This window comes from Arthrobacter sp. MDB1-55 (assembly GCF_059092925.1).
The window spans coordinates 616,566-631,179 of the sequence record NZ_JBNHID010000001.1; the positions used below are offsets into that span (position 1 = coordinate 616,566).

A 14,614-nucleotide genomic window follows, 5' to 3' on the forward strand; every position below is an offset into this window, starting at 1 on the left:
GACAACTCACAGGCCCGTTCGGCTTTGGCGACACCCAACGATAGAATTGCGGGGTGCCCGTGTACCTTGACCACGCGGCGACCACGCCTCTCTCGGCGCCCGCGCTCGCCGCTCTCACCACCGAACTTAGCCGTAGCGGCAACCCCTCGTCGCTGCACGGCTCGGGCCGCCGTGCCCGCCGGGTGGTCGAGGACTCCCGGGAAACCATTGCGCGGGCCGCCGGCGCGCATCCCTCGGAAGTCATCTTCACCTCCGGCGGAACCGAAGCGGACAACCTCGCCGTCAAGGGTCTCTTCTGGGCCCGCCGCGACGTGGACCCGCGCCGCCTACGGATACTGTGCAGCGCCGTCGAACATCACGCCGTTCAGGACACCGTCGAGTGGCTGGAACGTCACGAAGGCGCCGAAGTTACCTGGTTGCCGGTCACCGACGAGGGGATCGTCCGGATGGACGTGCTCGAGCGGGAGCTCGCCGCCGCCGCCGACGAGATCGCGCTGGTCACCGTCATGTGGGCCAACAACGAGGTGGGCGCGCTCCAGCCCATAGCGGACATTGCCGCTGCCGCTGCCCGCCACGGCATCCCCGTGCACTCCGACGCTGTTCAGGCGTTCGGGTCAGTTCCGGTGTCCTTTGCGGATTCCGGACTTGCCACCATGGCGATCAGCGGGCACAAGATCGGAGGCCCTGTAGGTGTCGGAGCCTTGCTGGTGGGTCGGGCAGTGAAACTGACCCCTGTCCAGCACGGTGGCGGACAGGAGCGCGACATCCGATCGGGCACCCTTGACGCCGCGGGCATCGCCGCCTTCGCAGCAGCAGCCGACGACGTCGTCACCAACCTCTCAGTTGAGTCCGCACGTATTTCCGGCCTGCGCGACCAGCTGATTTCCGGCGTCGAACGCGTTGTTCCGGAAGCTGTCCTGAGGGGCCCGCGCACACAGCGGCTGCCGGGAAACGCCCACTTCACCTTCCCGGGATGCGAGGGAGACTCGCTGCTCTTCCTGCTCGACGTGGCGGGAGTGGAGTCCTCCACAGGGTCTGCCTGCACCGCCGGAGTGCCGCGGCCATCGCACGTCCTCCTGGCCATGGGGCTGACCGAAACCGAGGCGCGTGGTGCCCAGCGATTCAGCCTCGGGCATACATCGACGCCTGAGGACGTTGACACCTTGGTGGCCGCGTTGCCCGACGCGTACGAGCGTGCGCGGAAGGCGGGGATGTCCGGCCACGCATCATCCATCCAGACAGCAGGAACGGGTTTCAGTTCATGAAGGTACTCGCAGCGATGAGCGGCGGAGTCGATTCGGCCGTCGCGGCTGCCCGCGCCGTTGAGGCGGGGCACGACGTCGTCGGTGTTCATCTAGCGCTATCCCGGATGCCGGGAACCCTACGAACCGGAAGCCGTGGATGCTGCACCATCGAGGACAGCCGGGACGCCTGGCGTGCCTGCGACATCCTCGGCATCCCGTACTACGTCTGGGACTTCTCCGAGCGGTTCAAGGAGGACGTGGTTGACGACTTCATCGCCGAGTACGCCGCCGGTCGTACCCCCAACCCATGCATGCGGTGCAACGAGCGGATCAAGTTCGCTGCGCTGCTGGAAAAAGCGCTAGCCCTCGGGTTCGACGCCGTCTGCACCGGCCACTACGCGAAGGTGATAGAGAATGCCGACGGCAGCCGGGAGCTGCACCGTGCGGCCGACTGGGCAAAGGACCAGTCCTACGTCCTGGGCGTTCTCACGCATGAGCAGCTGAAGCACTCGATGTTCCCGCTCGCGGACACGCCGTCCAAGGCCGAGGTGCGCGCGGAGGCTGAGCGGCGGGGCCTGTCGGTCGCCAACAAGCCCGACAGCCATGACATCTGTTTCATCCCCGACGGCGACACGCGCGGCTGGCTGGAGGAACGCATCGAGCTCACCGAGGGCAACATCGTCGATGTGGACGGCGAAACCATCGGCACCCATCCGGGAGCGAACGCCTTCACCGTCGGGCAGCGCAAGGGCCTGAAACTAGGACGCCCGGCACCGGACGGAAAGCCCCGCTTCGTGCTTGAAATCCGACCGAAGGAAAACACGGTAGTCGTCGGTCCGGAGCGCATGCTCGCGGTCGATCAGCTGCGGGGCATCAAGGTCTCCTGGGCGGGTCTGCCCATTCCCGCCGTCGAGAGCGGGGAGGAGTTCGACTGCATGGCCCAGGTGCGCGCCCACGGTGACCCCGTGGACGCCCGCGCGCAGGTCGAGTACGACGACGATGGTCGCCAGAGTCTCGTGGTGCGGTTGATCGAGCCGATGCGCGGTGTCGCTCCCGGACAGACAGTGGTCATCTACCAGGGCACCCGCGTGCTGGGGCAGGCGACGCTGGATTCCGCCCGCTCGCTTGAGCGGCCGGACCTTGCGGCAGCGCGCTGACCCTTCGGCGTCCCGGGACACAATGCGCTGTGCGTCTGCCGGTTCTGCTTAACTGGAACCATGACTGAGAAAACCCGGCGCTTCGACCCCGCGGCGAGTTCAATCGCCGGTGAGGTCGACCCCGCCGTCATGGAAGAACTGCTCTCAGTTCGGGGCAGCATCGACAACATCGACGCGACCCTGGTCTATCTGCTGGCTGAACGGTTCAAGGCAACCCAGCGGGTGGGTCATCTGAAGGCTGAGCACAAGCTTCCTCCAGCTGATCCCGCTCGTGAAGCCGCGCAGATCGCGCGGCTGCGGGCGCTCGCGGAAGAAGCCCACCTTGATCCGGCCTTTGCCGAGAAGTTCCTGAACTTCATCATCTCCGAGGTCATTCGCCATCATCAGGACATCTCACAGAATCATTCCTCGCGCGATGGTGCTTGATCCCGCTGCGGCGTCGCACGCCGTTGTGCCCGACTCCGGCGCGGTGACGGTCACCGCCCTCGGTGACTGGCCGGGCCAGGATCCGGTCGAAGCGCTGCGGATCATCCGCGGTGAGCTGGGCAGCCCGAACCTGCCGTTCCTGCCATCCCTTCCCGAACGCGGTGTAGGCAGTGACGAGGTCGGCAGGACCGCCGGACTGCTGCCGGAACTTCCGGTCGATCTGCAGCCGCATGGCTGGAGACTCGTTGACCGCCCCGGACGGGATATCCGGCGGGCGGTGTCAGCGCTCTCCACAGACTTCAACGTCCTCGCGGATCTCGTGGGGGCCGAGGAGCGTCCCACCCATGAACTCAAGGTGCACTGTCGGGGACCGCTGTCCCTCGCGGCCAACCTGCACCTGCACAGCGGTGAACGAGCCCTGCTGGACCACGGCGCCAGGCGTGACCTCCGCGACGCACTGATCGACGGCGTCGGATCGCTTCTGGCTCGGGCCGCTGCGGCCAGTCCCGGGGCTGCCCTCACTCTCCAGCTGGACGAACCCGAAATTGCGGAAGTCCTGCAAGGTGCCATCCCGACCGCCAGCGGATACCGGACCCTCCGCGCCGTAGGGGAGCAGGAAGTCATCGAAGCCTGGACGCTGCTGGCCGAGGGCGCGCGCGCAGCCGGGGCTGCCGCCGTCGTGCTTTCCCTGAGTGAAGCGGAACAGATAGCGCTGCTTCAGCGCGTGCCCGACGTGGGATTCGCTGTCCCGGTCAGCGGAGTGACCAACCGGGACTGGGAAGCGATAGCCGAACTGGTCGAGGCGGGACGCACCCTGTGGGCGGGTGTACAGGTGCCCGGCCGCAAGCCCCTGCGTGTGCAGGAAACAGCCGATGCGCTTCTGCGGCCGTGGCGGGGACTCGGACTGGCCCTTCAGTCGCTCGGATCAATCCGGCTTGTCCCCTCCGGAAACCTTGCGGAGCGCGGGGCGGATCACAGCCGCCGCGTGCTCTCCCACCTTCACCAGAGCGCCGACGCGCTCAACCAGGCCATCGCCGACGCCTGACGCTCAGGTTCGCGGCTCCCACCGTGCCGGGGCGACGTCAGCGGGCAGGCCGCCGTCGTAAGCAACCAGGTCATAGGTGAACCACCCGGCGTACACCAGGACTGGCCCGAGCTGCCGGTGCAGGACGTTCGTCTTGATGCGGAACCGGTTCTCGGCGCCGTCCCACCACTGCTCCATGTACGCCTGTGCGCCGACCACGTCGGGCAGCCGCAGTCTCAGCCGGCCGGCGAACAGGCGCGTTGCTGACGAGATCATTCGCATATGGCCGTCGGTCGTCACCTCGCAGGTCAGCGCCGTGGCCATGCGGCGATGACGCCCGAGGTAGTCGACCAGGCTGTCCCCGGCCCAGGACGTGGTGTCTTCGAACACTCGGGATACGCTGCTGAACGAGATGTCGCGGCGCGCGGTCAGGGAGGGCCTGCCGTACGGATCGGAATGGGCCCAGTTCCGCACCGTGAACTCGACGTCGTTCTCGTACTCGGGGAAGAAGCTGTTTTCCTTCGCAGCCAACGCGAAAAAGGGCCTCACGAGAGGGGCAGGACTCCCCGCTACCGTAAAGACGCCGCAGCCAAGGCCGAATGCATGGGAGCCCTCGTTTAGGCTGAAGTACTCCTGGAGCTCCGGTTGCAGGCGTCCGAACTCCGCTCCGAGCGCGCGCTGGTACACCGACGGCGTCATACACTTCTCCTTCGGAATTTTCGGTCTATGGGGGTGCAGGCAGGGAAGCGTGCAGGACTCGGGGTGCTTATGGTTCGCCTTCCCAGCATTCACAGGCGCCCGGTCGCTTTGAGACGAATGTAGACATCAGCCAGCTTCGACGGAAGCTCGTGGGGAGGCTCGTCCACTACTTCGGCGCCGAGCTGCCGAAGCCGCTCCTTGATGGCAGCCCGGTCCAGGAGCGCGCGTTCCGCGGCTGCAGCCCGGTAGGTCTCCGCGGCGGTGCCTCGCTGACTGCGCAGCTCATCGAGATGCGGGTCCCGCACAGATCCAACGACGACCACGTGCTGTGCGGTGAGGGATGGAAGCATGGGAAGCAGGCCTTCCTCCACTGCGCCCGAATCGAGTGCGGTTAGGAGTACCACCAGGCTGCGGTGCGCGGAGATGGAGCGCACCTGTGATGGAATCCGCGAAAAGTCGGCTTCAATGAGCTCTGACTCCAGCGGAGCCATCGCCGACACGAGCGAAGCGAGCATATTCCCCTTGGCCGCCGATTCCACCCGTGCACGAGGACGCCGGTCGAAAGCGAGAAAGTCCACACGGTCCCCGCCGCGCTGGGCCAGCACCGACAGGAGGAGAGACGATTCGATTCCCGTGTCCAGACGGGGCTCATCCTCGATCCGTGCTGCCGAGGTGCGGGAGGTGTCGAGCACGATCACCACCCTGCGGTCACGTTCGGGTCGCCAGGTTCGCACCACCGTATCCCGTCGGCGAGCTGACGCGCGCCAGTCAATGGACCGGACGTCATCCCCGCGGACGTAGTCCCGCAGCGAATCGAATTCAGTGCCGGCACCACGGATCTGCACTGCGGCGCGGCCATCGAGTTCACGCAACCGCCTCAACTTCGACGGCAGGAGCCGTTTGGAATGAAACGGCGGCAACACCCGTAGGGTGCCGGGCATCGGAATGGTAACCTGCCGGGCAGCCAATCCGAGAGGGCCGGCACTGCGGATGGTCACGTGGTGAACGGATAGGTCGCCGCGACGACGGGGGACCAACCGGACCTGTAGGTTGCGGCCTTCGCCTGCAGGAATGCTCAGGTGGTGCACCGGATTCTGGGCACCGGCTGAAGGTTGCCACCCCTCACGTATCCAGCCCCGAAACGTCCGCCTGGCGTGATTGCGTACCGTCAGGGTGCTCGTTGTCTCCTCGGTGAGACGGACGGTTTCCGGAAGCTTGCGCTGGAGGCCAATCGCACGGGGAGAAGCGGCGAGCACCAAATCGACGACGCAGCCCGCAACAAGAAGCGCGAGCCACACAGCGATAGACACAGCGCCCGGATAGAGGATCACCGGAATGACGCCGAGAACGGCCAGGAGGACGAGGCGGGCAGTGATACTCATGTTGGGAAGCTCATGACTACCTCGGCACGGGAACGGTTGCCAAGATGTTCCCCAGCACGGAGTCGACGCTCACGCCGTCCATCTGCGCTTCAGGGCGCAGCGCCACCCGGTGCCGGAGGGCGGGTAGAGCCAGGGCCTTGACGTCATCAGGCGTGACGAAGTCGCGGCCGGACAGCCAGGCCCACGCCCGGGAGGTGTTCAGCAAGGCCGTGGCCCCACGGGGTGAGACTCCGAGCTGGAATGAGGGCGCAGTACGGGTGGCCCGCACGAGGTCGACGATGTAGCTCAACACCTCCGGCGCCATGCCCACCCGCTGAACTGCCTGCCTTGCTGCCGCAAGGTCACTCTCACCGGCGACAGCTCGCACGCCTGCAGCATTGAGGTCGCGCGGATCGAATCCCGCGCTGTGCCGTCGAATAACCTCGATCTCATCATCGCGCCCGGGCAACGGAAGGGTCAGCTTCAAGAGGAAGCGGTCCAGTTGGGCCTCGGGAAGCGGGTACGTACCCTCATATTCCACGGGATTCTGGGTCGCCGCCACGATGAAAGGCTCCGGCAGGGGCCGGCTCACGCCGTCTACGGATACCTGCCTCTCCTCCATCGCCTCAAGCAGAGCCGCCTGTGTCTTGGGCGGGGTGCGGTTGATCTCGTCCGCGAGGAGGATGTTGGTGAAGACGGGACCCTCGCGGAACGTGAACTCAGCCGTGCGGGATTCAAAGATCAGGGATCCGGTCACATCACCCGGCATGAGGTCCGGGGTGAACTGGACCCGCTTGGTATCGAGGCTCAGGGCCGCGGAAACACTCCGGACCAACAGGGTCTTTGCCACACCCGGTACGCCCTCCAGCAGGACGTGCCCCTTCGCGAGGAGAGCAATTAATAGGCCGGTAACTGCCGCGTCCTGCCCGACGACGGCTTTGGCCACCTCTTCGCGGACTGCAACGAGGGCTCGGCGTGTTGGGTCCGCCCGGGACGCCTCGCCCGACGACGGCGTCACCTGTGAAGCTCCATTGGCTCCAGGCTGGTACGCCGGGGGAGCTGGCGTGTGCTGGGGGTGCTGATTCATGAACGACGGATCTCCTGTTCGAGTTTTTCCAATTCCTGGCTCCACTGCACCAACTGGGCATCGGAGCGTGGGCTGTAGGAGTTGAGCAGCTGGTCGAGGTCGCCAAACTCCCGGCCGGTCTTCTGTGCAGCAGCGGCAACAACGGTCGCCCTGCTGCTGGAGGGCGGTATGCGCAGGGCTGAGGCCAGGCGATTCAGAGTGGCCGCGCGAAGGGTCTGGACGGCGTGGTCCACCGACCCCGCATCCTGGTAAAGGCGTGCACGTCCGGCGGCGGTTTCAGCAGAGCGCACGACGACGGGCAGCGGCTCCGTGACCAGCGGTCCCAAGCGGCGGCCTCGCCAAAGGATGGCGAGCAGGGCGGTGATCAACAGCCAGATCATCAACGGATTGACGAAGTCCGGCAGCAGGCTCAGCGGATCAACCGGTCCGGAACTTATGGCGAGGTCGTTTTCCGTGGGCTGGTACCAGACGAGGGTGGACGTGCTGCCCAGAATCCGAAGTGCAAGCGCTGCGTTGCCCTGCTCGTCAATGAAACCGTTGCTGATGATGTCGCCGTTACCCAGGACGGCCACCCTTGCGTCTGCGGTAGTCGCGAATACTCCGGCCGGACGTCCGCCTTCGCCCCCGGGAAGCGGAAAGCAGGTCACCGCGCCTCGATAGGACAATCCACCCGGACTCACAGCCGCAGCGGCTCGGGCATCGGGATCAGCGCACGCTGCCTGCAGAGGCTCCTCGACGTCCGCAGGCACAACTCCGGCAGACCTTATTCCGTTTGCGAGCTGCGTCAGCATGCCCAGGCTCGGTTCGATCAGGACGGTGCGGTCGGCAAGGCTCCCGATGTTTCCGAGCTGCCCCGCAGTGAGCCAGGTATTGGGATCGTGCAGGAGCAGCGTGTCGTCCGGCCCCTCCAGCCGGTCGATGGCATCCTCGAGCGATTCCGCACGGACAACCTCTACCCCCTCGTCGCGGAGGACCTCCGCCACCGCCCGCGCTCCCTCCGGGGCAGCGTTGTCGGGCGAAAGCGGATCCTGCGCGCCGGAACCCGCGAACACAACACCGATGACGACGACGATCCCAAGGAGAACACCGAGAGCAATCCACCCTCGTGCCCGGGTGAGCCTGTCCAGAACGGTCGAACGCGCGCTACTGCCGTCCCCCATGATCTCGTTGCCGGCCTCCTGTTCGATTTTCTTCGGAGGCAGCTCGTGTGCAGGTGGACCCGACTGGATGACGCTGCTCATACCGGCACCGTCCACTGCTGGCTTACGGCCCGGTGCCGGGGTTGTGAACGGAGCAGCACCTGATCGAGCTCCACTGTTCGCTGGTAATCGCCCTGGGTTGCAGGGCGCGCGCCGTAATGCACCTCGTTGAAGCGGAGCGCCAACCAGTCGAGATCGCCTGATTGAGCATTGAAGAGGTCCTGCAGCTGCCGGGCCACCTCGACAGCGGTGCGTCCGGCCTGCTCGTCGATGATTACCCGCTCCTCGGCAGAGCGGGTAATGGCGCGGAAACGTTCAGTCAGAGCCTCATCCCACTGGCTGTTCCGGGCAGCCGCGTCGGCAGCAGCCCGGTGCGTCTGCGCAGAGCTGCGGGCTGATGCCTGAAAGACCGACGGCTCGGGGCGCCTTCTGGCGTTCAATCGCGGTTTGATCAGGAGAATAGCTACAGCAATAACGACGACGGCGCCCACCGCAAGCAGAATCGTCCCTAATCCGGCGTCAACGCTGCGGATCTGACCGAGGAGCTCGCCCAGCCAGTTGAGGAACGCTGTCCACGCGCGTTCCAACAGGGAAGGTTCAGCTTCCTGGTAGATGCCTTGTGCGAGCTCGTCCTTAAGGAGCCGGCGGGCTTCGTCGTCGTCCGGTTGAAGTGGCACGGTGGACGGAAGGAGCCGTGACTCGGGTCCGGCCTGCATGAAGCTCAAATTTCCGGTCCGCTGCGAGGGGGCGGGGGAGCGGAAGCTCCAGGGCCGCCTGCTGACTGCCCCGGGATGGGGGAGTAAGTGCCCTTTGCCCGGGCCTCGTTCTCGCGCAACAGGACGATGTCGAACCCCTCCCGCCGTATCCGGAGGTCCACGTAGAGCAGGGCTGTGACGCCCGCCTGGAACGCGAAGCCGACTGCGGTGAAGACAGCTGTCACTGCCTGGGCAATCAACAGCACCGGAAGGGACTCGAGCAGCGCCGCTTCCGTCGACGCGGGCGCGGTGGAGAAGGACCCGAATCCGAAAGCGAGGAACGAGACGGGCGCGGCCACAACCTGGGTGATGATCGAAACGATGATGGATGTCAGCACGAGGATGCCAAAGGTCCGCCACCAGTTGCCGGTTGTGAGTGTCCAGGACCGGCGAAGCGCTGCTATGGGGCCGACTCCTTCCAGCATCAGGGCGGCGGGAGCCATGACCCACTTGATGTTGAGCCAGATTGCAGCGGCGACTGCTGCAAGGACACCAATGATCACGATGGCAATAGCAGCGTCTTCGAGTGCCAGCGACAACCCCACCAGGATGAATACGAGGACGACGACTGAAACCGTCCACAAAAGGAAAAGGATTGCTCCGAGGCCGATCAACGGGAGGATACGGCGGCCGGCGAGCTTCCATAGCTCCGCAAACCCTGTTCGTTCATCGAGTACCGCCCGGGCGATCGGAATAATCAGGACGCCCTGCAGGATGAGGACACCCACCGATGTCAGAAGGATCAGAACGGAACCGACCGAAAGCGCCGAGGCTACCAGCCCGGTCACTTCTGCCGACGATGCCGTGATCGGATCGAAGGTAGCTAGTGATCCTGTCAGGCCGATGGTCAGCAGAACAGTGAGAACAGCGACGATCACCTGGAACAGGATCGCCGTTCCGAAGGTCGAGAGGGGATTGCGGCGGCAGGCCTGGAATGCGCCGTCAAGTATCTCGCCGAGACCCAGCGGGCGCAGGGGAATGATGCCGGGCTTCGGTGGTGCCTGATATCCGTGGAAGTGGCCGGGCGGAGGGACCGGCCATCCGGGCTGTTGGCCCCACTGAGGCTGTTGCTGGTTCTGGCCCCACTGAGGCTGTTGCTGGTTCTGGCCCCACTGGGGCTGCCCGGACGGGGACTGCCATGGCCGGTCCTCTGGATTCCCTCCCGGGACGTTCCCGCTCATGCTTATCCCCTTACGCCTCATGTCTATTCACTGCGCGCGATCCGGTCGAGCTGCCTCATGCTTCACAGCGCGATCTGTCGCGGCTCTTCCGGCACCTTCACCTAGAACTATAGTTACCGGCGCGGTCGATTCCGCCTGAACGCGATCACGTTCAGGGACTGCCCCGTTCCATTCTTCTCCACCGCCGGTTCGTCGGCAGTGGTTCCCGGGAAGTTTCCTGTAAATCGTCCTCTAGGATGACAAAGGCATGCCAGGCGCGCGCCGATGCGACATTGATGGGGCAATGGGAGAATATGAGGATATGAAGGCACGCATTCTGGTCATAGATGACGACGAAGCACTGGCTGAGATGATCGGCATCGTGCTGCGCAATGACGGGTTCGACCCGGTGTTCTGCGCAGACGGCGCGCAGGCGGTAGATGTCTTCAGAAGCACCAAGCCGGACCTCGTTCTTCTAGACCTCATGCTTCCAGGGATGGACGGCATAGAGGTGTGCCGGCAGATCCGCAATGAGTCCGACCTGCCGATTGTGATGCTGACTGCCAAATCGGACACGTCCGACGTCGTCCGCGGACTTGAATCCGGAGCTGACGACTATGTGCCTAAACCATTCAAGCCGGCCGAGCTGGTGGCGAGAGTCCGCGCTCGCTTGCGGCCGGGTGACCAGAAGGCACCTGAAACCCTGCGGATCGGCGAGGTCAGCATCGACGTGGCGGGGCACTCCGTAACACGGGCTGGGGAACGCATTTCTTTGACACCCCTTGAGTTCGACCTCCTCGTCGCCCTTGCGCGGAAGCCCTGGCAGGTATTCACCCGCGAGTTGCTGCTTGAGCAGGTGTGGGGGTACCGGCACGCAGCAGACACCCGGCTCGTTAACGTACATGTGCAGCGGCTGCGCTCGAAGATTGAGCGGGATCCCGAAGCACCGGAAATCGTACTCACTGTTCGCGGCGTCGGATATAAGGCAGGACAAGCGTAATTTTGGAAGGGCGTGCAGGTCGGTCCCTGAGCTCGGTGTCCACCGGCGCCGCGCGGGGCTGGCGGTGGGTTCATTCCATGACGGCGCAGGTCTCGCGGCGCTGGCGCCGGTCGCTGCTGTTCCGGACTGTGACTTCCACTCTGGTACTCACCGCCGTCGCGCTGATGGCTGTCGGCGCTTTCCTCTCCAGTCAGATCGCCAATGGGCTTTATCAGGAGAGGCTTGAGCAGTTCAAGGTTGAGGCCAGTGCCGGCTTGAGCGAGGTGCGGGAAATTTTCGCGCAGACCTCGGTCACCGACCGTGAGTCCACTGCCCAGTTGGTGCGCGATACCCTGCCCAGCCTCGAAGGCGGGGGAGCGGACGCGCCCAGGCAGTTCGTGCTCAACAGCGTGCCCAATCAGGAAACCCCTATCTTCGTGACACCGACCGCGAGCTCAAATCTGGTGGAGTCCTCAGCCATTCCGGACGCTCTCGCTGAAGCCGTCCGGAACGGGGACGACCAGTACTGGTCCCCAATTACCCTCGCCACTTCCGCATCCGGCACGGAGTTCAACGTGCCCGGTATCGCCTTCGGCACCAAGGTGACACTGCCTCCCGAGCAGACGGAATACTCGCTGTACCTCATCTACGATCTGTCCTCGATGCAGGCCACTCTGGACTACATCCACGGGGTCACCTGGATCGGCGGGACGCTGCTTCTCGTGACCATCGGCGCCATCGTCTGGCTCGTCACGAGGAGCGTGGTGGGTCCCGTCAGCCATGCTGCGCTGGTTTCCGAGAAGCTGGCCGCGGGACAGCTACAGGAGCGCATGGAGACTCAGGGCGAGGATGAAGTCGCGCGGCTGGGGGCTTCCTTCAACCATATGGCCGCCAGTCTCCAGGACCAGATCACCCAACTCGCCCAGTTGTCGCAGATGCAGCAGCGTTTTGTTTCCGATGTCTCGCACGAGCTGAGGACGCCTCTCACCACAGTCCGCATGGCGGCCGAGGTACTGCACGACGCACGCCAGGACTTTGATCCCGTGAATCGGCGATCAGCGGAGATTCTTTATAACCAGGTGGAGCGCTTTCAGGCACTGCTTGCGGACCTTCTGGAAATTTCCCGATTCGACGCAGGCGCAGCGGTGCTCGACGCCGAGCCGACGGACATCTTCCAACTCGTTCATCACGTCATTGAGGGAACGAAGCCGCTGGCAGAGAGTCACAACTCCGACGTCACGATCATTTCGAGTGAGTCCAAGTGCGTGGTGGACGTCGATCCCCGGCGGATTGACCGCATCCTGAGGAATCTAGTTGTCAACGCCCTGGAGCACGGCGAAGGAAAGCCAATCAACATTTATATTGCCTCCAATCCTGATGCAGTGGCGGTGGCTGTTCGGGATTATGGCATCGGTATGACTCCGCTCGATGCAGCCCGGGTATTCGACAGGTTCTGGCGAGCTGATCCCGCTCGTGCGCGGACAACCGGCGGCAGTGGGCTCGGGCTCTCCATCGCCACCGAGGATGCCAGGTTGCACGGTGCCTGGCTCCAGGCCTGGGGTTCACCCGGAGAAGGTTCCTGCTTCCGCCTCACTCTGCCCAAGCGCCGGGACTCAGTGCTGAAGGTCTCGCCGCTTCCGCTCCCGCCGCGCCAGGCCGCCCTGCCTCCCGGACGGAACGCCGGCACCACCCCCGACGCTGTGCCGTCGATGCACGGAGTTCCAGGAGGGGACCAATGAGATGCGCTGACCGTTCCCTGCGAGCCATTGCAGCGCTCTCGCTTCTTGGGATGCTGGGGGCCTGCTCGGCAATTCCGACGGCCGGCCCCGTGGGCACCATCGAAGCCACGGCCGAGGCTGAAACGGATGCTCTCTTCGTCAACAACCCGGCGCCCCCGCGCGAGGGTGCAAGCGCAACAGAGGCGCTCTCCGGTTTCCTCGTAGCGGGAATCGGTGTGTCCGAGAACTACAGTGTGGCTCGCGAATACCTGACGCCCGCGCTGTCGCAGGTCTGGGAGCCCGAGGAACAGATAACGATCTACCGGTCGGATCCCAAGATCAGTTCCACTCCTACTGAAGGCCAGCTGCAGCTGCAGGTGGAGGTCGCCGGATACATTGATGCCGCCGGCATTCGAAGGGACGTGGGTCCGGGCACCACTGAGACCATCACGGTGCGGATGGAACAGGTCCGAGGACAATGGCGGGTTGCGGAGATACCCAGCGGAATCATGATTTCGGCGGCGGACGCGGAGATTCTCCTGCAGCCGCATGAGCTCTACTTCTACAGCAGTTCCTACCGGTACTGGGTGCCGGATGTTCGCTGGTTTGTGAATCGTCAGGGCATTGCCACCAACATAGTCCAAGCGCTGATCGATGGCCCGGCACCGTATCTGCAGGGGGCAGTGACCAGTGCTTTCCCTGAGAACGCAGCCCTCGCCGTTGAATCCGTTCCGATCGAGTCAGGAACGGCTACGGTCGATTTCACCGCTGATATACGTACGGCGACGGATAACCTGCGGCGCCTGCAGATGGAACAACAGCTGAGCGTCACACTGTCCGGGCTGAATACGGTGAACTCAGTGGAGCTTCGCGCCGGCCAACCCATACCAATCGAACCTGATCCCGACCTGGTGCAGCCTGAACTGAATTCAGCCGTGCCAAGCAGGCAGGTCGTGCTCAGCGAGGACGAACTGGCTTTTTTTGAGGGCGGCCAGCTCATCTCCGTGGAAGATGTGCCGTCCATAGCGGAGTTCAACCCCGTGGACCCGGCTATGTCCTATGACGGCAGAAATTTCGCCTTTCTCAACGAGGACCGCACGGAGTTATTGGCTACAGGTGAAGGACAGACGGTAAGGGCGGTCACAGCCGGCTCGAGCTTGACGACACCGAGCTATGACCCAGCCAACTGGATCTGGACGGCGGGTACATCAGACGGACGGTCATATATTCGCGCCGTTCCGCCCGGCGGAAGCGCGAGCAACGCCGTTGAGGTCCTCGCGCCGTGGCTCGGCAACAGGACCATCAGTGAAATCAGGATCTCGCGCGACGGGGCTCGGGCACTTATCGTTGCCCAGCAGTCGGGGCAGAGCCAATTGCTGCTGTCCGGGATCAGCCGGAGCGAAGACGGTGTACCAAAGACACTGAGTGATCCTGTGTCACTCAACCCGCCCGGGACAATCGACACAGCAAAGTGGGTGACGGAAACCTCTGTTGTGGTTGCTGATACTGCAAGCGAAGGACCAGTGACGGTCACGCTGATCCCATTCGCCGCCGAGGCAGACGATTACCTGCCACTCGAAGGGCTGGAGCATCTCAGCGCCGGCACGGGACGCACCAATGTCTATGCTCAGAGCGGTGACAGTATTTGGGGGGTAGTAGGTAATACCTGGACAGACCAGAGCGTTACGGCACGCGATCCCGCTTTTGCCGGATAATCCTTAGGCCGGGTCTATTATCCACACTGTGCTGGATTCGTTTTTCTCCGTCTAGCGTTGTGGGACGGTGGAGACATGCGGCAACGACTG

13 protein-coding genes are annotated in these 14,614 nt (G+C 64.3%); 7 read left to right on the forward strand and 6 right to left on the reverse strand.

All coding sequences use genetic code 11. From position 1 onward, the window contains the following. The first annotated feature begins 53 nt into the window (after positions 1-53). The 4 genes from AC5RU3_RS03020 to AC5RU3_RS03035 are packed head-to-tail and all read left to right on the forward strand — an operon-like array spanning position 54 to position 3,872. On the forward strand, positions 54-1,265 hold the full coding sequence (locus AC5RU3_RS03020) for a cysteine desulfurase family protein (RefSeq protein ID WP_493964835.1): 1,212 nt from the start codon (positions 54-56) through the stop codon (positions 1,263-1,265). Beyond that, positions 1,262-2,401 (forward strand): tRNA 2-thiouridine(34) synthase MnmA, encoded by a 1,140-nt coding sequence (mnmA, locus tag AC5RU3_RS03025; protein ID WP_309071406.1) that lies wholly within the window; start codon positions 1,262-1,264, stop codon positions 2,399-2,401. The genes AC5RU3_RS03020 and mnmA overlap by 4 nt, the downstream gene beginning before the upstream one ends. Before the next feature lie 60 nt (positions 2,402-2,461). Beyond that, positions 2,462-2,827: a chorismate mutase gene (locus tag AC5RU3_RS03030; RefSeq protein WP_309071405.1), complete on the forward strand. Its 366-nt coding sequence runs from the start codon at positions 2,462-2,464 to the stop codon at positions 2,825-2,827. Next, positions 2,817-3,872, forward strand: a complete 1,056-nt coding sequence (locus tag AC5RU3_RS03035; protein WP_309071404.1) for a uroporphyrinogen decarboxylase/cobalamine-independent methonine synthase family protein — start codon at positions 2,817-2,819, stop codon at positions 3,870-3,872. Before AC5RU3_RS03030 ends, AC5RU3_RS03035 begins: the two co-directional genes overlap by 11 nt. 3 nt (positions 3,873-3,875) lie before the next feature. Here AC5RU3_RS03035 and AC5RU3_RS03040 read toward each other — a convergent pair whose 3' ends face one another. The 6 genes from AC5RU3_RS03040 to AC5RU3_RS03065 form a co-directional block, all read right to left on the reverse strand. After that, positions 3,876-4,550, reverse strand: coding sequence for a DUF4166 domain-containing protein (locus AC5RU3_RS03040; RefSeq protein ID WP_309071403.1), 675 nt, complete (start codon positions 4,548-4,550; stop codon positions 3,876-3,878). A gap of 89 nt (positions 4,551-4,639) precedes the next feature. Next, the gene (locus tag AC5RU3_RS03045) at positions 4,640-5,932 is read right to left on the reverse strand and encodes a DUF58 domain-containing protein (RefSeq protein WP_309071402.1); all 1,293 of its coding nucleotides are present in this window, start codon (positions 5,930-5,932) and stop codon (positions 4,640-4,642) included. A 16-nt stretch (positions 5,933-5,948) separates the two neighbouring features. Next, a complete protein-coding gene (locus AC5RU3_RS03050; RefSeq protein ID WP_309071401.1) occupies positions 5,949-6,998 on the reverse strand; it encodes an AAA family ATPase in 1,050 nt (349 codons plus the stop codon). After that, on the reverse strand, positions 6,995-8,239 hold the full coding sequence (locus AC5RU3_RS03055; RefSeq protein WP_493964836.1) for a DUF4350 domain-containing protein: 1,245 nt from the start codon (positions 8,237-8,239) through the stop codon (positions 6,995-6,997). Before AC5RU3_RS03055 ends, AC5RU3_RS03050 begins: the two co-directional genes overlap by 4 nt. After that, positions 8,236-8,913 carry a DUF4129 domain-containing protein gene (locus AC5RU3_RS03060; protein WP_493964837.1) on the reverse strand — a complete coding sequence of 226 codons (678 nt, stop codon included), beginning with the start codon at positions 8,911-8,913 and terminating at the stop codon, positions 8,236-8,238. Before AC5RU3_RS03060 ends, AC5RU3_RS03055 begins: the two co-directional genes overlap by 4 nt. A gap of 5 nt (positions 8,914-8,918) precedes the next feature. After that, entirely contained in the window at positions 8,919-10,133 is a 1,215-nt protein-coding gene (locus AC5RU3_RS03065) for a DUF7847 domain-containing protein (protein ID WP_493964838.1), read from the reverse strand. A gap of 301 nt (positions 10,134-10,434) precedes the next feature. Here AC5RU3_RS03065 and mtrA point away from each other — a divergent pair, with 301 nt between their 5' ends. The 3 genes from mtrA to AC5RU3_RS03080 all read left to right on the forward strand — a co-directional run bounded on the left by mtrA (position 10,435) and on the right by AC5RU3_RS03080 (position 14,524). Then, entirely contained in the window at positions 10,435-11,112 is a 678-nt protein-coding gene (mtrA, locus tag AC5RU3_RS03070) for an MtrAB system response regulator MtrA (RefSeq protein WP_309071062.1), read from the forward strand. A 77-nt stretch (positions 11,113-11,189) separates the two neighbouring features. Beyond that, entirely contained in the window at positions 11,190-12,830 is a 1,641-nt protein-coding gene (mtrB, locus tag AC5RU3_RS03075) for an MtrAB system histidine kinase MtrB (protein ID WP_309071063.1), read from the forward strand. Next, positions 12,827-14,524: an LpqB family beta-propeller domain-containing protein gene (locus AC5RU3_RS03080; protein WP_493964839.1), complete on the forward strand. Its 1,698-nt coding sequence runs from the start codon at positions 12,827-12,829 to the stop codon at positions 14,522-14,524. The genes mtrB and AC5RU3_RS03080 overlap by 4 nt, the downstream gene beginning before the upstream one ends. Positions 14,525-14,614: the final 90 nt, after the last annotated feature.